Source organism: Candidatus Enterovibrio escicola (assembly GCF_002464935.1).
GTDB lineage: Bacteria > Pseudomonadota > Gammaproteobacteria > Enterobacterales > Vibrionaceae > Enterovibrio > Enterovibrio escicola.
In genome coordinates this window covers 295,595-316,093 of the sequence record NZ_NBYY01000009.1, presented here as the reverse complement: position 1 = coordinate 316,093, position 20,499 = coordinate 295,595, and the positions used below count along the sequence as shown (strand labels likewise).

The 20,499-nt window shown below is 40.1% G+C and carries 11 protein-coding genes and 6 pseudogenes; 9 read left to right on the top strand and 8 right to left on the bottom strand.

Going from position 1 to position 20,499, the window contains the following annotated elements; translation table 11 throughout:
* Positions 1-451 precede the first annotated feature (451 nt).
* From pyrB to BTN49_RS03070, 3 genes and pseudogenes are all read left to right on the top strand, one after another.
* Complete coding sequence (gene pyrB / locus BTN49_RS03080) at positions 452-1,381, top strand: aspartate carbamoyltransferase (RefSeq protein WP_097355953.1); 930 nt, start codon at positions 452-454, stop codon at positions 1,379-1,381.
* An 18-nt stretch (positions 1,382-1,399) separates the two neighbouring features.
* Positions 1,400-1,867, top strand: a complete 468-nt coding sequence (pyrI, locus tag BTN49_RS03075; protein WP_097355952.1) for an aspartate carbamoyltransferase regulatory subunit — start codon at positions 1,400-1,402, stop codon at positions 1,865-1,867.
* Positions 1,868-2,480: 613 nt separating this feature from the next.
* Positions 2,481-3,594: pseudogene (locus tag BTN49_RS03070) on the top strand (transposase).
* Here the strand turns inward: BTN49_RS03070 and BTN49_RS03065 are convergent.
* The 5 genes from BTN49_RS03065 to cpdA form a co-directional block, all read right to left on the bottom strand.
* The gene (locus BTN49_RS03065; protein ID WP_097356064.1) at positions 3,551-4,327 is read right to left on the bottom strand and encodes a 1-acylglycerol-3-phosphate O-acyltransferase; all 777 of its coding nucleotides are present in this window, start codon (positions 4,325-4,327) and stop codon (positions 3,551-3,553) included. The pseudogene BTN49_RS03070 and the gene BTN49_RS03065 overlap by 44 nt on opposite strands.
* Before the next feature lie 1,454 nt (positions 4,328-5,781).
* Entirely contained in the window at positions 5,782-8,043 is a 2,262-nt protein-coding gene (parC, locus tag BTN49_RS03055; RefSeq protein ID WP_097355950.1) for a DNA topoisomerase IV subunit A, read from the bottom strand.
* Between the two features lie 27 nt (positions 8,044-8,070).
* Positions 8,071-9,963, bottom strand: a complete 1,893-nt coding sequence (gene parE / locus BTN49_RS03050; RefSeq protein WP_097355949.1) for a DNA topoisomerase IV subunit B — start codon at positions 9,961-9,963, stop codon at positions 8,071-8,073.
* 97 nt (positions 9,964-10,060) lie between these two features.
* On the bottom strand, positions 10,061-10,339 hold the full coding sequence (locus tag BTN49_RS03045) for a YqiA/YcfP family alpha/beta fold hydrolase (protein WP_158523586.1): 279 nt from the start codon (positions 10,337-10,339) through the stop codon (positions 10,061-10,063).
* Positions 10,340-10,640: 301 nt separating this feature from the next.
* Positions 10,641-11,465 carry a 3',5'-cyclic-AMP phosphodiesterase gene (gene cpdA / locus BTN49_RS03040; protein ID WP_097355947.1) on the bottom strand — a complete coding sequence of 275 codons (825 nt, stop codon included), beginning with the start codon at positions 11,463-11,465 and terminating at the stop codon, positions 10,641-10,643.
* Positions 11,466-12,023: 558 nt separating this feature from the next.
* On the opposite strand from cpdA, the pseudogene BTN49_RS21810 reads away from it, so the two are divergent.
* Both BTN49_RS21810 and BTN49_RS17165 read left to right on the top strand, forming a co-directional pair.
* Positions 12,024-12,220 (top strand): annotated as a pseudogene (locus tag BTN49_RS21810) (IS982 family transposase); the annotation flags it as partial.
* Between the two features lie 3 nt (positions 12,221-12,223).
* Positions 12,224-12,813, top strand: a pseudogene (locus BTN49_RS17165) (IS982 family transposase); the annotation flags it as partial.
* A gap of 123 nt (positions 12,814-12,936) precedes the next feature.
* Here the strand turns inward: BTN49_RS17165 and nudF are convergent.
* Positions 12,937-13,548: an ADP-ribose diphosphatase gene (gene nudF, locus BTN49_RS03030; RefSeq protein WP_394336625.1), complete on the bottom strand. Its 612-nt coding sequence runs from the start codon at positions 13,546-13,548 to the stop codon at positions 12,937-12,939.
* A gap of 255 nt (positions 13,549-13,803) precedes the next feature.
* Between nudF and tolC the strand changes: the two genes are divergently transcribed.
* Positions 13,804-15,132, top strand: coding sequence for an outer membrane channel protein TolC (gene tolC, locus BTN49_RS03025; RefSeq protein WP_097355945.1), 1,329 nt, complete (start codon positions 13,804-13,806; stop codon positions 15,130-15,132).
* 12 nt (positions 15,133-15,144) lie between these two features.
* Here tolC and BTN49_RS03020 read toward each other — a convergent pair.
* Positions 15,145-15,934, bottom strand: a pseudogene (locus BTN49_RS03020) (IS982 family transposase).
* A 92-nt stretch (positions 15,935-16,026) separates the two neighbouring features.
* Positions 16,027-17,172 carry a methionine adenosyltransferase gene (metK, locus tag BTN49_RS03015; RefSeq protein WP_097355944.1) on the bottom strand — a complete coding sequence of 382 codons (1,146 nt, stop codon included), beginning with the start codon at positions 17,170-17,172 and terminating at the stop codon, positions 16,027-16,029.
* A gap of 388 nt (positions 17,173-17,560) precedes the next feature.
* On the opposite strand from metK, the pseudogene BTN49_RS03010 reads away from it, so the two are divergent.
* The 3 genes and pseudogenes from BTN49_RS03010 to bamE all read left to right on the top strand — a co-directional run bounded on the left by BTN49_RS03010 (position 17,561) and on the right by bamE (position 19,900).
* Positions 17,561-18,460 (top strand): annotated as a pseudogene (locus BTN49_RS03010) (IS5 family transposase).
* Positions 18,461-18,623: 163 nt separating this feature from the next.
* A pseudogene (locus BTN49_RS20190) lies at positions 18,624-19,199 on the top strand (transposase); the annotation flags it as partial.
* Between the two features lie 344 nt (positions 19,200-19,543).
* A complete protein-coding gene (gene bamE, locus BTN49_RS03000; RefSeq protein ID WP_097355943.1) occupies positions 19,544-19,900 on the top strand; it encodes an outer membrane protein assembly factor BamE in 357 nt (118 codons plus the stop codon).
* Positions 19,901-20,499 lie beyond the last annotated feature (599 nt).

Sequence of the window (20,499 nt, the reverse complement as noted above, 5' to 3'; positions counted from 1 at the left end):
ATTTCAAAGGTCACCCGTGCGTTTAGTTCTAGGCAAGGGCTCATAAAATAATCAACCTATCTCACGGGGATTTAATGACGAATGGGTGCCCTAAGAGTCTCCCGTAGGGAGAACGTTACTAACGTCATGTTTAGTGTTATCCATTTTTGATTGAGATTATTCCACTTACAAATGGAGGGCTTGATCATGACACCAGTAGAGCTCGCTGAAACCTATATCTTTAAGTTCTCTGGATATAGACATATTTCTTAGTTGCCAACGGTAAAACAGATGAACCCTTGTACCTGATAGAGAATAGGTGTATAATTAACGATAGCTCGTAGAAGGCATGGAACGTGCCATACTTATGGTATAGATAATGTATTTTATAATCACTGTACTTTGAGAAAAAACCTCCTGATCAAGGAGGTTTTTTTGATCAGAATATACTATCCACAGTAAAAGAGAAGACATGGTGACCTCGCTGTACAGCAAACATATCATCTCGATTCCAGAATTGTCTCGTGAAGAATTGGAGTTGATCGTCGACACAGCTGGTAAGTTGAAAGCTCTCCCACACCCAATGTTGCTGCAAAATAAAGTCGTTGCAAGTTGCTTCTTTGAAGCTTCTACCCGTACCCGTTTGTCATTCGAAACTGCGGTACAGCGTCTTGGCGGGAGTGTGATAGGTTTTCCAGATGGCAGTCATACCTCTTTTGGTAAAAAAGGCGAGACTTTGTCTGACTCTGTTCAAGTGATCTCCTCGTACGTCGATGCCTTTGTGATTCGTCATCCAAAAGAAGGTTCAGCACGTTTAGCATCCGAATTTTCCAATGGTGTGCCAGTGATTAATGGTGGTGATGGTGCAAACCAGCACCCTACACAAACGTTGCTAGATCTCTTCAGTATTTATGAAACCCAAGGACGTCTCGACAATCTCAACATCACTATGGTTGGTGATCTCAAATACGGACGTACCGTACACTCATTGGCTCAGGCGCTATCGAAATTCAACAACAATCACTTCTACTTCATTTCCCCTGAAGCACTTGCGATGCCGGAGTATATATTAGAAGAGCTCAACGAAGCATGCATTACATATCGGCCTCATGAAACTATCGAAGAAGTAGTATCAGAGCTTGATATTATCTATATGACTCGTGTACAGAAAGAACGGTTCGATGAATCAGAATATGCCCACATCAAAGAATCATTTATTCTTGATACACCCGTACTTGAGCATGCACGTAGCAACCTTAAAGTACTCCACCCCCTTCCAAGGGTCGATGAAATTACCGTCGCGGTTGATAAAACCCCATATGCCTACTATTTCCAACAGGCCGAAAATGGAGTATATGCGCGACAAGCATTACTGGCGTTGGTCATTAACAAAGAACTATGAAGCAGGGAGTGCACGTAAATGGTCAAAGAAACAAAACTGCAGGTTGAAGCAATTAAAGATGGTACTGTAATTGACCATATTCCAGCAAATATTGGTTTTAAGGTTATGAAACTCTTTAAACTATATAATACCTGTGAACGGGTAACAATAGGTCTTAACTTGCATTCTTCTGTATTAAATGCGAAAGATATAATCAAGATTGAAAACATCTTCATCAACGAAGAGCAAGCTAAGCAATTGGCACTGTATGCACCGAAAGCCACCGTTAATCAAATTGAAAATTATGCAGTGGTTGCCAAGCTACCACTGACCTTACCAAGCACCATCAATGGAGTGTTCTATTGCCCGAACACTAACTGTATTACTCATGATGAAGAAGCCATAGAAAGCAGTTTCAAAGTGGTATTGAAATCGGATGATGTATATTTGAAATGTAGATATTGTGAGAAAGTGTTTTCTCGCGAAATTATGACCGAAAGAAATTAAGCCTGTGACATTTCCCTACTCTATTTAATTCAGCATCCAGTATCTCTTTTTTCTGGTCTGATAGCCACATCAAACGTGATGAATACCTACAATTTTGTAAGCACACTTGTTTACCTATAAACTGGTAAGATACAGACTACATCCTACGCTCTTTCCTACCGTGATATCTACCAAAATAACTTGAAGATACAGGTTTTATCGAGATTTATTGATTTCGTGATCAAGGCATCCTTTTAAAAGTGTAATGATATATTTTCAATACTGACCGCACCGCGCGTGGTATGAGAAATCCAGTCCTAGTGGAAGATATTTTTTTTCGCATATTTCGTTGTTTCATCCATGTGAAATCGATTAATTATTCCTATGAGGATTTATTTCGAATTGAATACCCTGATGATTTCTAAAAAAATATCTTCAATTGTTTGTGTATATATACTTTTGTTCAACAAATAATGTATTTTATTTCTTCTTATGGAGCTATCGTGATTTCTGGTGTATGGGTAGGAAATAATGTGGTGTAACCTATTGATTGATATTGTTAGATCAATAACCAACAAGGAATACACGCATGGACAATAATCATAACGTTACCGAGTTTTATAAACTATAAAACCTGCTTAATGAACTGCTAAAACAAGGTATACAGCAGTTGTTATCTCAAGCTATAGAAGCAGAGGTTCAATCCTTGCTTGATAATTTTACATCACTCCAAGCTAATGGAAATTAGGGAGTGGTTCGCAATGGTGAGCTGCATCCACAAACTGGGCTCGGCGACATTGTCATCAACGTTACAACGGTTCGAGATAGAACAGGGAGCGAGATCAAGTTCAACAAGACACTAGTTCTACCCTATTTCAAGTGAATCAAAACCATAGAAGAGCTATTCCTTGGCTTTATCTGCGGGGGATATCAACGGGCGCTATGCAGTCAGACTTGGAATCGCTCTTAGGTAAGTAAGCCAAGGGGTTGTCAGTAAATATTATTTCTCGATTCACACAGCAGTGGGAAGTAAAATACAACCAGTAGCGTAAGCGCGATCTAAGTAAACAGTGATATGTCTACATTTTAGCCGATGGTTTTTACTGCAAAGTTAGGATGGATGATAAGCTTTTCCTGCTTGTTGTCATCGGTGTCGATGATGCCGGCCGCAAGGAAGTGTTCTCCGTTGTTGATGGTGCTTTCGGTTTCTGGAATGCAGTGGCAAAGTATTGGCCAACGTCGTGTCATCAGCGCTGCTGGGTACACAAAACAGTCAATGCATTAAACACAGCCACAAAATCTGTTCAACCAAAAATAAAAGAAACGCTTCATGATATCTGGATGGCGGAGACACAAGAAGAGGTACAGAAAGCCTTTGGACAGTTCGAAACACGATATGGTGCTAAATATCCCAAAGCAGCAGAGTGCCTGACCAAAGACAAAGTGGAAATACGGGCATTTTACGATTTTCCCTCCGAGCACTGGACACATATTCGAACGACCAACCCCATTAAATCAATGTTTGCAACAGTGAGACTAAGAATGAATAACACCAAGAATTGTGAAAGCCAAAAAACGACACTGCAATTGTTTGTAAACTGATGCGAACCGCTGAGGTTAACTGGCGTAGCCTGAGAGGCTTTAAATTACTCGCAGATATCATCAAAGGCGTGAAATTTAGAGATAGCACCCATGAAACAAATGTCAATCATCAGGATACTGCTCTGGAATCTGTACACCAGATTTGATCATAGCTCCCTTCTTATTGAGCTTAGCGACTTCTGCATCCAGCTCTGCCAATTTTATCGCCATAACATCATGGCAATACCTCGATAATTTTCGCACTTGTTCTTTGCCATAGCCTTTGATTGAAATAGGATCCATGATTTCGACAATAATATGGCCGTTGTCACCCAGTAACAGACTCAAATGTCCCGTAGAACTACACACGATAGGTACAATTGAAACGCCCGCCCCAACCGCTATATGAAATGCACCTGTTTTAAATGGGAGTATCCCACGACCACGTGAACGTGTCCCCTCAGGGAACAGCCATACAGACACATTATTTTCTCTGATCTTTTTGATTACCTGACCAATGGTACTCATGGCTTTATTGCGGTTATTGCGATCAATTAAAATATTACCTGTCAACCAATAGAGGGTACCGAATATCGGAATAAAGGCTAGACTCCTTTTACCTACTGTTACGGTTCTAGGGCGCACGGCATTAGATACCGTAACCAGATCCCAAGAACTTTGATGATTGGAAACGTAGACGAAGGTGCCAATTGCTTTGGACGCCTCAGATTGACGTAAGTCCAATTTGATACCAAATAAATACGATAGCTTTCCGAACAAAAGACCAAATCTGTGAACATGTTTGGGATTTTTTGGACTAAATAAACAATAACCACAACCGAAAACAAGCATGATAATCGCAAACACCGTGACAACCAACAGTCTCAGTATTAAGTACATTTTTTCTCCTAAAATAGATGAATCGAAAGATGGGTAAGCATGCCTTCGAGCTTGAAATACAATACTTTCCAACCACGCTTCTAATACCATTTCTTTTAAAATAACGGGAGGATACTTAAATCCTAAACATTCCTTAGGATGATGATTACTCCTTGCTTAAGCGAAGGTAATATCGCTATTCGTGACCATTTTAAAGTTTGGCCATTTCTTCACATACTGGCTCAAAATCCCATAAAAAATTTTTTTACCTCGTTTCCATGAAGATTAAAACGGTGGGCAAAGTGACTTTCAATATCCAAAGATTTTGTTGTTTCTTCATAATGAGTAAAATTTCTACATTATCTGTCGTAATCGGACAGACCTGCTTTTTGATGGCATCAGTAAATCAATTATTGCTGAGGTGACGTCAGATGCTGATTTCGATGTCACTTATTTAGTTAAATAAAAACGGCTTTTACGTTCTAATATCGTGACTATAGCAACAGTACAATGTTTGCCTAAAAGATGCGTCATGTATTCAATAAGTTGAATTGTTCGTTTAGAATGACTTGTAAACCAGTTGTCTATTACTGCCAATATTATGTTTACAAATAGGATTTGTAACTATGAAGAAATCCATTTTTTAGACGGAAATTAACTTATTGAATACCTAACCTAAAACTGTATTAATTTCTCAATTAGCAAATCATTTCTGATTCTCTATAAACGATGATCGCTCATCAATGGAGAACGCGTTTTTAAGGGTTGTCTCCTTTTCTTGGAGGTTTTCTCCATATCGATTTTATCCCTGCCTTTAGTAACAATAGAGCTTGCCTCCTTGCCATTTATAGGTTGCGACAAAACTCTAAATTCACTCATGGCTGACGGGTGCTTTTGCATTAGTTAGTACCTGTGATATTTGCTTTGACTTCAATCGTGTTGATTAACAGATACAAGAAATATTTTTGATCTGTGGGTATTTTGTATTTGCTTGCTCGATTACAATTATTCGTTGATAGAACTTAAAAAGTTTAGGGTAATAAAAACCGTTATCACAGTATCTTTTTGGCTCTCGATGAACTGAGATACGATGGTATTTGATTGTTTTTACAATATCGGAGATTGGTATCTCCAGTTCCAGACTAGCTGCAATTTGGTATCTTTTTTTACAATCCACTGATGATAATTCATGGTAGTACTGCTTTTTTCTCTTGGAGAGAAGATCATCCCTCTTTTGGTAGTTTACTTCTTATTTTACGCTAGAGTACAAGTGTTGTAGTTATTATCTAAATTTAGGTGAATGTTCCTCTATAGAAGTGAAGAGTACAGGTTTTGGCTGTATTAAATTGTGAGGAGAATACGTAGCTATCGTCAAAGTCCATCTCTTTAATCACTTCAATTAAATGAACTAGATGCAGGGACATCTTCATTCCTATGGATGCATTCGGATATTGTATTTTCAGTAATCACGTATCTCAACTAGACACTTTGTCTAGTGTCGAAATGGTAATCGAAGTGACACGCTGTAAGCCACGTGGTAACAACCAGCCTGGTTGACCATGTTTATCTCGGAATCTATCCATATCAGTTTGCTTAAGAGACAATTTACGCTTACCTGCATGCAAGGTAACTCTTGCCCCTTTTGGAACAATGAACAGTTGTACTAGACATCCCCTACGTGCTTTGGCATTAACAGTAGGAATATTAATGATCTTATTACCTTTTCCTTTACCTAATTGAGGTAACTCTTTCACTGGGAAAACTAACATGCGGCCTTCATTGGTGATTACGAGGATATCATCATTTACAATGTCACCGACTTTCAGAGGTGGCATTACTTTTGCAGCTTGTGGCAAACTTAATAATGCCTTTCCGCTGCGATTTTTTGACAGGAGATCATCATACTTACACACAAAACCATATCCTACATCTGACGCCATTAACACCATATTATCATTTTCACCCATCATAACATGGCGAATTGATGTGCCTGCTGTGATATTCAATCGACCTGTAATAGGCTCACCTTGACTGCGAGATGACGGAAGATGGTGTGATTCTAGTGCATAGCTTCGACCATCAGAGCCAATTAATACGATCTGATTATTACTTTTACCACATGCTGCGGCAAGGAAGTTATCACCTGATTTGTAACTTAGTATGTTTGGATCAACATCGTGTCCTTTCGCATGACGTATCCAACCTTTTTCTGATAAAACCACAGTGATTTGTTCACTAGGCATTAGATCGCGCTCTGTCATAGCTTTAGCTTCTTCACGCACGACAAGAGGAGAACGACGTTCATCCCCGTATTTCTCAGCATCAGCCTTAATTTCGTTCTTCATTAGTATGTTAAAACGATCTTCAGATCTTAGTAATTCCTCAAGATGATCGCGTTCTCTGCATAATTTATCTTTTTCGACACGTATATTTAACTCTTCCAGTTTGGCTAACTGCCTAAGTTTGATTTCTAGAATCATTTCAGATTGCTTTACACTCAACTTAAAACGCTGCATCAACGTCGCTTTTGGATTGTCTTTTATGCGAGTGATCTCAATTACTTCATCAATGTTGAAATATGCCACCAACAAACCTTCAAGAGTGTGTAGGCGCACCAGTACTTTATCCAAACTATACTGCAAACGTCGATGCAAAGTAATACGACGGAATTCCAACCATTCGGTCAGAATTTGAAGTAAGCCTTTTACTTGAGGTCGACCATTTAGTCCTATCATATTCAGGTTTGCACGATAGCTACGCTCAAGATCGGTCGAGGCAAACAGGTGGTTCATCAACTGGTCAAAATCAACACGACTTGAACGTAGCATGATCACAATACGAGTCGGGTTTTCATGATCAGACTCATCACGAAGATCTTCCACCATCGGCAGTTTTTTCATGCGTATTTTACTAGCAATCTGTTCAAGTAATTTAGCACCAGATACTTGATGTGGCAATGCTGTAATGACAATCTCACCATTTTCCATATGCCAGCAAGCACGCATTCTAATAGAGCCTTTACCACTACAGTACAGCCTCTTAAGATCCACTTTAAGAGTGATAATTTCCGCTTTAGTTGGATAATCTGGGCCTTTTACATATTCAAGGACGTTATCTAAATCCATGTTTGGTGAGTCAATTAATGCGACCAAAACATTAGCAATTTCATGTACATTGTGCGGTGGAATATCAGTTGCCATGCCAACGGCAATACCTGTCACTCCATTCAACAGAATGTGTGGCAAACGAGCAGGAAGTGTTTTAGGTTCCTTTAAGGAGCCATCAAAGTTTGGTTTCCAATCAACGGTTCCCTGATTAATCTCACTTAGTAAGACTTCGGAGAAGTTGGACAGACGAGATTCGGTATAACGCATCGCAGCGAAGGATTTAGGATCATCCTGTGCACCCCAGTTACCCTGACCATCCACCAAAGGGTGCCGATAAGAAAATGCCTGTGCCATCAACACCATAGCTTCATAGCAGGCGGAGTCACTGTGTGGGTGATATTTGCCCAATACGTCACCCACTGTACGGGCTGATTTTTTGTACTTTTCGGTAGCTGACAGACCTAGTTCAGACATAGCAAAAATAATACGGCGCTGTACCGGTTTCAGCCCATCTCCGATAAACGGCAGAGCACGATCCATGATGACGTACATCGAATAGTTAAGATATGCATCCTCAGTGAACTTCCTAAGCGGAAGTCGCTCAATTCCATCATAAGTGATTTCACTCATTTAAAACATCCAATCCTAAGGATTCAGTTAAATTTCGCACAACTCAGCCATGTCACCTTTTTCTTGCAGCCAATATCGGCGGTCTTCAGCACGCTTTTTTCCAAGTAGCATATTCATCATACAATCCGTGGCATGATTATCATCAATGGTGAGTTGCACCAAACGACGGGTGTTTGGATCCATGGTGGTTTCTCGAAGCTGTAATGGGTTCATTTCACCCAAACCTTTAAATCGCTGCACATCGGTTTTAACACGTTTTTGGCTAAGGCTTTCCAAAATGCCGTTTTTTTCGGAATCATCTAGTGCATAGAACACTTCTTTACCACAGTCGATACGGTATAGTGGTGGCATGGCCACATACACGTGATTTGCCGCCACCAGAGCACGGAAATGTTTGAAGAACAATGCGCACAGAAGAGTTGCAATGTGCAGTCCATCCGAATCTGCATCGGCTAGGATGCACACTTTTCCATAACGTAAACCACTCAAATCATCGCTGGCAGGATCAATTCCTAGAGCAACAGAGATATCATGTACTTCCAGTGAGGAGAGAACCTGATCGGTGGATACTTCCCATGTGTTTAATATTTTTCCGCGCAATGGCATGATGGCTTGAAACTCACGGTCACGTGCTTGTTTTGCCGAACCACCAGCCGAGTCACCCTCGACAAGAAATAGTTCGGTACGCGATAAATCCTGCAGCGAACAATCACTCAATTTACCTGGAAGAGCTGGACCAGAAGACACTTTTTTACGCACCACTTTCTTCGCGGCACGCATTCGCCTATGTGCGTTGACAATACATCTTTCAGACAATTTTTCCGCCACTTGTGGACGTTCATTCAGCCATAGACTGAACGAGTCTTTCACTACACCAGATACGAATGCGGCACACTGACGAGATGAAAGGCGTTCTTTGGTTTGACCAACAAATTGCGGATCCTGGATTTTTACTGACAACACATACGCACAGCAATCCCAAATATCTTCAGGCGCCAGCTTCACGCCCCGCGGTAACAAGTTATGGAATTGACAAAACTCTCGCATTGCATCCAGTAGACCTTGGCGAAATCCGTTAACGTGAGTACCACCTTGTATGGTAGGGATCAGGTTAACATAACTTTCAGTAATAAGTTTACTGCTTTCTGGTAACCAAATTACAGCCCAATCGACAACTTCATATGGCGTAGTGAAGTTACCTACAAACGGCTTATCTGGCAAAACTTCATACCCCTTGACACCTTCTGAAAGGTAACCTTTCAAGCCACTTTCATAGTACCATCTAACTGTCTCATTGATGTTTTTATCGGTAAACACGACCTCAAGTCCTGGACATAACACAGCTTTGGCTTTGAGGATGTTTTTCATGCGAGAAACAGATAATTTTGGTGAATCAAAGTACACAGGATCTGGCCAAAAATGGACACTAGTCCCTTTTGCGCGACGGCCACACGTTCCAACAACAGAAAGTTCTTGTACTTTGTTACCGTGTTCAAATGAAATTTTGTAAATCTTTCCATCACGTTTGACAGTGACTTCAACTCTTTTTGAAAGGGCATTCACCACAGAAAGACCCACACCATGCAAACCTCCACTGAATTGGTAGCTTTTGTTGGAGAACTTACCACCTGCGTGTAGTTTACAAAGGATCAGTTCAACACCAGATACCCTTTCTTCAGGATGGATATCTACTGGTATCCCTCGTCCATCATCGATGACTTTAAGAGATTGATCGGAATAAAGGACAACTTCTATTTTACGTGCATGGCCTGCCAATGCCTCATCAACACTGTTATCGATGACTTCCTGACCGAGGTGATTAGGACGAGTCGTATCTGTATACATACTAGGGCGACGCTGCACCGGTTCAAGACCATTGAGGACTTCAATGCATCCTGCGTTATAAACTTGATCTGTCATAAATGGATGGCTTTTTAGATTTGTCACATGGGTGATGAAAGCTCTCTAGCTTCTCAAAGCATTACATTGATTGAAGAATTTTTTCTGTGAAATATACTCACAGACCTAGGAATTGAATAATTTTAGCGTGGGCTTTTTTAAAGCCAACAAATATGTGAATACCACGCTTGTCAACTGTTTGATTACATCCCTCATATTTGGCAACATCTTGTCGATAATTCAGAACTTCATATCCCTGCTGCTGCAACATCTGAATCGTTTCAGGATGAGGAATGGGTCCAGTATCCAGTTTGCCTAATGCATGCATGTCATGCGATGTTAGCAGCCATTGTTCACCCGCATAGGTGATTTTTTCGATCCTAAATACTCGAGACAACAGTCATACTGTTTCACAAAAGTATTAAGCAATCCTATAAGAAACCCGTATTTACCATCGAGTTATATGGTGAAATAGCCACCTAAGAGGGCTATACAAGCAAACAGATACGATAATAACGTTGCTAGCTTTATCACCAGTTATTTAGATTATTCAGCGATAGGGTAGCAAGCTAGTCTCAGAATTTCCAGCTTTTATATCGGGACGGTGGAAATCACACTACTGCCTCATTTTCATCATTACTTACACGACAACTGTGGATTATACAATCCGTAAATATAGCGCAACCTCACTGATATGTTCAGTACCCAGTTGAATGCATGTCAGGACAGAAGACTTTGCCTTTTAAACGTCCGATCTCACTTGAAATCTTACCGTCTTGATGTAATAGAATTTCACGCCAGCCAGGATTGGTAGAATCCAATGCAAAATTACTTGAATCAGGTAAAAACTGTATACATGTGGACGGTGCCGCCATCACACGACGACCCTCATGATGAATGTCCAACGCTTGATGAATGTGGCCACAGACCACACCTTTAACATTATCATACTTTTCCACACTCGACCAAAATGCGTCCTGATTATTAAGTTGATGTTGATCAAGCCATGAACTGCCTGCTGCTAAAGGATGATGATGCATCAACACCAACCCGTATCTTTTAGGATGGGATATTAACGCTATTTCCAACATAGTAAGCTGTTCCACCGTCAATCGTCCATGTGGCAAGCCTTTTACTTGGCTATCTAGTATAATTAGTTGCCAATATTCACCCATCAATACTTGGTCACAACCTACCAAGGTAGGTTGCTCGAATACAGTCCTCATTTTTGGCTGGCAATCGTGGTTACCTGGTAGCCAGTAACACGGTTGTGACCAGTTTGAAATACCCTCTGCAAAACGCTGATAAGAGGCCGTTGAGTGATCCTGAGATAAATCACCCGTGGCAATGATGGCATCAAACACAACATTTTTACGTTGAATCTCGTCTACAACTGCTTGATAACTGGCAGCCGTATTCACCCCTAACAAACTTCTATAAGGGTCTGCGAAAAGATGGGTATCCGTAATTTGCAACAACCGAACGGTTTGGCTGCATTGACTAAGTAAATGACAAATCCGCAACGTTTTGAGAATCCTGATTGTAAGCAACTGTTATTGTGTTATTTCGCACCTATTCATCACACGGTTTTTTGTTCAATAAGTTAGTTTCTGTTTAGGGAATGAATTCTTCAATTTATTGAATACATAACCTCAGCACACGATTTATTATGTGCCGTCATAATCCATGTATCTAACATGTCACCTAATAAATAGTACTGAGTTTCTTAAAATCGTTTTGTAGGTAGAGGAAGAACACGTTAATCTAATACTTCACATCACACCGGAGCATATGTAGATTGGGATAATCATAGTTCATAGTCCGGTTAAATTTCGGGAAATCTACATACTGATAAGTGCTTAATATAGTGGTATACCAAGTTAACTGGACAATGTTGACTTGTAACTCGTTGCCTTGTATCTACATCCTAGGTAGGATTATCCGACTTCATGCTGATTCAGCATTAACTTTATCGGTTTGTCGTAATTAGTTTAACCTGAGTTGCGCATAAGAAATAAACTAAATGTCCAAGTCGCGATCTGAGTAGTTTAAAAAACTATTGACTGCACAAGGACTTGGGCATGAATAACTTAGATGCTATTTTCGTCTACTTCTGACAAACTGTCCTTCCTGCATGGGAAAACACTTAATTTCTTCCGGTGTCAAACAACAAAACAAGCCTTTTCGTCTCTCAATTAGCAAAGTGATGACGATAGTGATAGCTTGCCATCAAGCGAGATATCGAGACTTCAAAACCTATTACATTCACTTTGTTTGCCGTTACCTCACCGTCAGGCAAGGCCGACAGGGATTACCTTCGTTGATTCGTCCAAGCTACAGGTTGGTCACAACCTACGCATTTTCAGATATTAGGTTTTTAAATGTACCTCGAAGCGAGGAAAAGGAACGATGGGGTGGTTCTACGGAGGCAAATCACACCTTATTATCAATGACCAAGGTGGCATTATCTCAGTCAAAGGAATGACAGATCCCGTAGCTGATAGAAAGCTTGTATCGGAAATGACTGACGAGTTTTGGGGGTGTTTATACGGAGATAAAGGTTAGATCTCTAGTTCATTGGAGCGGGAACTTGCAGACAAGGGAGTGACACTGATAACGGGTGTAAAAAACAGGAAACCAAAAGTAATGAAACTTTTGAACCAGCCGATGCTACGGAAACGATTTATTATTAAACCCGTTTTTGACCAACTAAAAAACATATCCCAAATCGAGCATTTTTGGCACCATAGTTGTATCAGCTTTATGGTCAACTTGCTGGCGGGGATTATCGTGTATTTATTTCAACCAAAGAAGCCGAGCATCAAAATAACTCGGTTTGATAAGCAAGCGCTTATGCAGATCTGTGGTTAGTTTATGTACATTCACAGATAGAGTTCCTAGAGGAACTCTATACTCTGATTTTACTATTTCACATTAAACTAATCGTTTTTACAGACTTATATATGGCTGTTGAGTGCATTTTTGAGTATTCTATCACCACTTTCTCTGATTAAGAGCTAACCATTGCAACGCAATGACCGATGCTGCATTTTCAATTTTTCCATCAACCACCCACTGATATGCTGTTTTTCTAGGAACAACGTGCACCCGTATATCTTCCCCCTCATCGGGCAAACCGTGGAGACCTTCGGCAGTCGTTGAATCCACCAATCCAAGGTAGAGTGTTATCCGTTCAGAACAGCCTCCAGAACTTGATAAATAACTGGTCATAAATATTAGTCTCTTAACGGGTAAACCTGCTTCTTCTTGGGCTTCTCGTATTGCAACTAACTCTGTCGTTTCACTTTCGTCAATGACTCCCGCCACTATTTCTAACTGCCATGGAGATTCACTTGATATCATCGCACCCACCCGAATTTGCTCAATCAATACCACTTTGTCTGTGACAGGGTCATAAGGGAGCATCGCGACGGCATTTCCACGCTCAAACAATTCTCTTTCAATTGTATTACTCCAGCCACCAGCGAACATGCGATGACGAAAATGATACTTGATTATTTTAAAGTGACCATTATAGACAAGGTTACTTGCGTCAATTTGAACATCATTTTGTCCAAATTGGTTTAGTTGTTTTTTTTGTATCACGGGCATTCCATATCAACTTTGAGATAGGAGGTGAATAATAACTATCGCATCTGATTGACGGCAATCTCGAACGTTTACTTTTTTGGTACGCATTGCAGAACTATTTTAATCACACTAAAATTTAGTCTTATTTAACCATTAATTTGTTCTCAACAAATCATCGGATTGTCAGTTCTAGGTGAAAATCCATGGCCTACAATAGGTTAATGCCACCTAGCGATGTATTAAAATACGACAGATTCAGGGATTACCTATATGAAGGAATTTCTTCCATTTCTCATCGGAATTATGCTTAGCACTACAAGTGCTCTAGTTAACGCCGATGATTTAGTACAAATTTACGAGCAAGCGAAACGAAGTGATCCGTTATTGTTGCAAGCGATAGCAAAACGTGATGAGGCGTTTACAGCTATCAACGCCTCACGCAGTGTCATTCTTCCACAAATCAATTTAAATGCGGGTTTTAACCTCAATCTTAACAGCAAAGCCAGTATCACATCGGATTTATCTAATACGAACAGTCTGAACGTAGGTATTGCCCTGAATCAGGAACTGTTCAACCGCAATAGCTGGATCAACCTAGATATTGCTGAGATTAGGGCACGTAAAGAGGATGCCGTGTATGCCATGCAACAACAAAAACTTATTCTTCGCGTTTTTCAAGCATACTTTCATGTTTTGCGAACTATTGATGGACTGACTCTTATCAGTGCGGAAAAAGTTGCTGTTGGTCGACAGCTCGTGCAAATGAGGCAACGTTTTAAAGTGGGTCTTTCCGCGATCACTGATGTTCATAATGCACAAGCTCAATATGACTCAGTATTGGCGAGAGAGATTTTGTCAGAAAATGAAGTTCTCAACAGTTATGAAGAGGTACATGAGATTACTGGACAAGTGCATACTAAACTCAATGTACTGAATACGAAATCCTTTTCAGCAAGCCAACCAAAACAGAGCCTTAACGCCCTTCTTGAACAAGCAAAAGAAAAAAATCTTAACTTGCTAGTATCGAGAATTTCACGGGATATCGCAAAAGAACGAATCAGTTTAGCAAAGTCTAGCCACCTGCCATTGCTCACTTTAAGCACAGGTTACGACTTGCTTGATCAGAAAAACAGAAGCAATTCCACACGAGATATTGACTATAATCAGCTCTCTGTAGGTATAAAACTCGTTGTTCCTCTCTATTCTGGTGGTCGTATTGATGCGAGCGTGAAAAAAGCTCAATTCAATTACGTTGCGATATCTGAGTCTCTTCAAAGCATTTATCGGAGCACAATGAAAAATGTTCGTGCGTCTTATAACAACATCAACGCCAGTATTGGTACGTTACGTGCGTATGGTCAGACAGTGGTTTCCCAAAATTCCGCGCTGGAAGTAACAAAAGCAGGCTTCGCAGTTGGTACCTGTACCATCGTGGATGTACTGGTCGCGACTAGGCGCCTGTACGATGCGAACCGCAACTTATCTAATGCACGTTACGACTATATCCTGAATATCCTGAAACTGCGTGAAGCAGTAGGTACGTTGAGTGAGCAAGATCTAATTGACATAAACCAAGGACTAATTCTACCTAAAAAATAAAATTAGTTTCAGTTAAGCTAAGATCTGCATAAGCGCTTGCTTATCAAACCGAGTTATTTTGATGCTCGGCTTCTTTGGTTGAAATGAATACACGATAATCCACGCCAGCAAGTTGACCATAAAGCTGATACAACTACTGTGCCGAGAATGCTCGATTTGGGATATGTTTTTTAGTTGGTCAAAAACGGTTTCAATAATAAATCGTTTCCGGAGCATCAGGTGGTTCCAAATTTTCATCACTTTGGGTTTCATGTTTGTTATACCCGTTATCAGTGTCACTCCCTTGTCTGCAAGTTCCCGCTACAATGAACTAGAGATATAACCTTTATCTCCGTATAAACACCCAAAAAGCTCGTCAGTCATTTCCGATACAAGCTTTCTATCAACCACGGTATCCGTCATTAATTTGACTGAGATAATGCCACCTTGGTCATTGATAATAAGGTGTAATTTACCTCGGTAAAACCACCCCATCGTCCCTTTTCTTCGCTTCGAGGTACATTTAAAAACCTACTGTCTGAGAATGCGTAGGTTGTGACTAACCTGTAGCTTGGACGAATCAACGAAGGTAATCCCTGTCGGCCTTGCTTGACGGTGAGGTAACGGCAAACAAAGTGAATGTAATAGGTTTTGAAGTCTCGATATCTCGCTTGATGGCAAGCTATCACTATCGTCATCACTTCGCTAATTGAGAGACGAAAAGGCTTGTTTTGTTGTTTGACACCGGAAGAAATTAAGTGTTTTCCCATGCAGGGAGGACAGTTTGGCAGAAGTCGACAAAAATAGCATTTAAGTTATTCATGCCCAAGTCCTTATGCAGTCAATAGTTTTTTAAAACTACTCAGATCGCGACTTGGACATTTAGTTCATTTCCTATCTGCAGCTCAGGTTAATTTAGAGAAAATCTTTCAATGCTTCTACTTTATCGGTCTTTTCCCAAGGAAATTCCTCGCGCCCGAAGTGGCCATAAGCTGCGGTCTTTTTGTAAATAGGTTTCAGTAAATTAAGCATTTCTTGCAGTCCATATGGACGCAAGTCAAAGTGTTGGCGAATTGCTTCAATAATGGTGTCGTGAGTCACTTTTTCGGTACCGAATGTCTCGACCATGATCGATGTCGGATCTGCGATGCCGATAGCGTAAGACAATTGTATTTCACAGCGATCAGCCATTCCTGCCGCAACTATGTTTTTTGCTACATAACGTGCAGCGTAGGCCGCTGAACGGTCGACTTTAGATGGATCTTTGCCTGAGAAAGCTCCACCTCCGTGACGTGCCATACCACCATAGGTGTCAACGATAATTTTACGACCTGTCAGACCGCAGTCACCCATAGGACCACCAATAACAAAACGACCAGTTGGATTGATAAAAAATTTCGTTTCTTTGGTCAGCCATTCAGTGGGAAGTACCGGTTTTATGATCTCTTCCATAACTGCTTCACGAAGATCAGGTGTAGAAATGGTGTCACAATGTTGCGTCGACAGAACAACCGCCTCGATAGCCACGATCTTGCCTTGGTCGTACTGAAGAGTTACCTGTGATTTTGCATCTGGACGTAACCATGGCAAAGTACCGTTCTTACGCATTTTGGCTTGACGCTGAACCAAACGGTGTGAGTACGTAATCGGAGCAGGCATGAGCACTTCTGTTTCGTTACAGGCGTAACCAAACATTATGCCTTGATCACCAGCACCTTGTTCTTTCGGATTTATACGGTCAACGCCTTGATTGATATCAAGGGACTGTTTACCGATGGTATTCAATACTGCACAAGAATCTGCATCAAAACCCATGTCTGAATGAATATAACCAATCTCACGAACGGTTTGACGCGTCAGTTCTTCGATATCAACCCATGCAGAAGTTGTAATTTCACCACCCACCATGACCATGCCGGTTTTGACATATGTTTCACAGGCAACTCTGGCTTTAGAATCCTGCTCCAAAATTGCGTCAAGTATAGCATCTGAAATTTGGTCAGCAATTTTGTCTGGGTGACCTTCTGAAACCGATTCTGAAGTAAACAGGTGTTTGACCATGCTACATTCCTATAATGAGTGTTATTGATATCAGAGTAATAGTTTAAATCTCTAGATGATCTTCCATATGGTCGGCAATTTTACCCAGCAAGTTATAAAAATCAACCGTACAATCGATTCTCCTGAAAAAGTAAGCGTTTGTGCATGTAAGCCAATGATTACAAATACACACAGTGTGGTTCTGGAGATAACAACTAGATCGTATTAAAGTCAGCTATATAAAATATTTACATCTGAGGCAAGTTAATACTAGAATGCCCACATACCGAATTCTATAATCAAGATAACTCATGTAAAAGTATTACCCTTAATGGCGTTGTTTCCTAACTATCTGAACTAACTCCAATTCCTACAATCAGATCCTCATGAAGTTAAGCAGGAGAGGAAGATGGGAAAGGCCAAACACAAGATTAGCAACTGGAAACACTATAATCAAGAATTAGTAAACCGAGAGCTTAGTGACTTTTTGGATAGACGATGTTGCCATTAAGGCATGGCATTGTTTAAAGCATCAGGGTCATCGTGGACGTAGGTTTATATTTTCGGATACCGTGATTGAAACATCACTAATGATGAAAGGTATTTTCAAGCTCCAAATTTGTGCATTAGATGGCGTTCTCAATGAGGTGCTTCCGTTGATGAATGTCCCGCTGAGATCCCCTACATATACTTGCATTAGTAAGCATTCAAAACCGTAGAAGTTAAGTACCATTTTCTGAGTTGAGGCGCTATCGCCCAAGTTGTTATTGATACCACAAGCCTACAGCGAAGACGAATGTAAAACGCGTAAACACGGTAAGGATAAGTGGCATATCTGTCGCAAACTTCATCTTGCAGTTGATGTTTTTACTTATGAGGTTATTGCCGCAGAAGTTAGCCTAGTTTCTGTAGGTGACAATGAGGTTTCACCTACATGATTTAACACATTACGACGAAAGATACAGCAAGTCAGTGCTGATGGATCCTCTGACATAAGAGCATGTCACCACTTATTGAAAAATAAAGGAATAACGCCCAGTATTCCACCTAGAAGAAACGCAGGGTACTGGGAGGAAGGGGATCCTAGAAATGAAGAGGTAAAGACGTTAGAAAAAGATAAATTGGCGGAGCTAAAAAAGGAAGAGGTTATTACAAAATCTCATTAGCAGAGACAGCAATATTTCGCTATAAATAGTTACCTAGCCCTAAACTTACTCTTCGTGATTATAATACTCAAGTTGGTAGAACGCTGGAAAATATGAAAGCGATGAATAAAGTTATAAGACGCAGTATGCCTGTTTACCAGTAGACAAATTAAGATTGTCAAAGAAGATTGTGATCAGTGCGTTATAGGCCTGTTTTAATCTGAGTTGCGCATAAGAAATGAACTAAATGCCAAAGTTACGATCTGATCGTTTGAAAAAAACTATTGACTACATAAGGGCTTGAGCATGAATTAACTTAGACGCTATTTTGTCGATGTTGACGACTTCTACCAGAATTTTCCCCATGCATAGGAAAAACACCTAATTTCTTCCGGTATCAAACAAAGAAATAAGCCTTCTCGCCTCTCAGTTCGCGAAGTGATGACGATAGTGATAGCTTGCCATCACTCGGGGTATCGAGATTTCAAAATCTATTACATTCACTTTGTTTGCCTTTACCTCACCGTCAGGGATTACCTTCGTTGATTCGTCCAAGCTACAGGTTTGTTACAACCTAGGCATTCTCAGACATCAGGTTTTTAAATGTACCGCGAAGCGAGGAAAAAAAACGATGGGGTGGTTCTACGGAGACAAAGGTTATATCTCTAGTCCATTGGGCGGGAACTTACAGATAAGGGAGTAACACTGATAACGGGTATGAAAAAAGATATGAAATCCAAAGTGATGAAACGGTGGAACTGCCTGATGCTCCGAAAATGATTTATTATTGAAACCAGTTTTGATCAATTAAAAAACATATCCCAAATCGAGCATTTTTGGCGCCGTAGTTGTATCAACTTTATGGTCAATTTTCGGGTAGAGCTCATTGCGTATTTATTTTAACTAAAGAAGCCGAGCATTAAGATAACTCGGTTTGATAAGCAAGCGCTCATACAGATTTGAGGTTGATTTAATCAACAATGATGATTATCTTCAGTCAAGAGAAGATTTAATCATAGATCTAAGAAGTTTTTAGGGTTTAAGTGACCTGCCGTTATTTTTAAAGAAATAGTATTAACATCTTGATCGGAAGGCACCGCACTTCAGACTTTAATTTAGGGGCATTGATGTTAAAAAAGCAAGTTCTCAATAAGTAGTATAGTGCTGAATTTTGGTAAGAGGTTTTACTTCTTCCAATAGCTTGTTTATTATCAACTCTAATTGAGAAAGGAATAGAAGCAAAAGTCATGTGTTGTAAGACCCTCGCTGTGGTATTATTTATCCTTGGCAGTCTAGCTGGATGCTCTTGTGTTAATAAGCTGGTTTATCATGTAGATATTAATCAGGGAAATTACATCGACCAAAACGCAGTTAAAAACCTCAAATTTGGCATGAACAAGGAACAAGTAAAGTTCCTGCTAGGGTCGCCAATGTTAGTAGAAGCCGGTTATGATAATACATGGTATTTCGTTCAATGGTTCAAGCCCAGCCATGCAACACCAAAGCATAAAAAATTAATACTATCTTTTGATGATAACGATCAATTGATGGATATTAAGGGAGACTATCAATTAGGGAGTTTATTTTTTGAACCCATTCTCTAATAGACTCAAACATATAAAACTAGCTTACTGAGAGGGTTGTATGTTTATTTCTGGATCTTTCAAATTGAGTGGACACCGGTTTAAAGTCATGAATGTTTCTGATCCAATTAATAAACTAGGTTGAACTCCTGATCATCCTGTAGTCTTGTGTTCCTCTTTAAATGAGGAGAGACCATGAATATCACAGCTTCAATTCAAGTATGAATTGTGGTGCCTTCCGATCAAGATGTTAATACTATTTCTTTAAAAATAACGGCAGGTCACTTAAACCCTAAAAACTTCTTAGATCTATGAGCTAATCTTACTTGATCGAAGGTAATTTCTTCATCCGTAGATATTTTTAATTTTTGTTTCCTCTTTTATGTACTATATCAAAAGCCCATTAGAATTTTTATTTATCCCTTGTTTCCATGAAGAGTAAAGTGTAGAAAGGTGAATTTTAATATCCAAAGCCTTTGCTATCATCTCATGATGAGTAAACTCTTGACCATTATCTGCCGTAATCGTACAGACATACTTTTTGCATGTCATCAGTAAATCAACCTGAACTGCGCATAAGAAATGAACTAAATGCCTAAGTCGAGATCTGATCGTTTAAA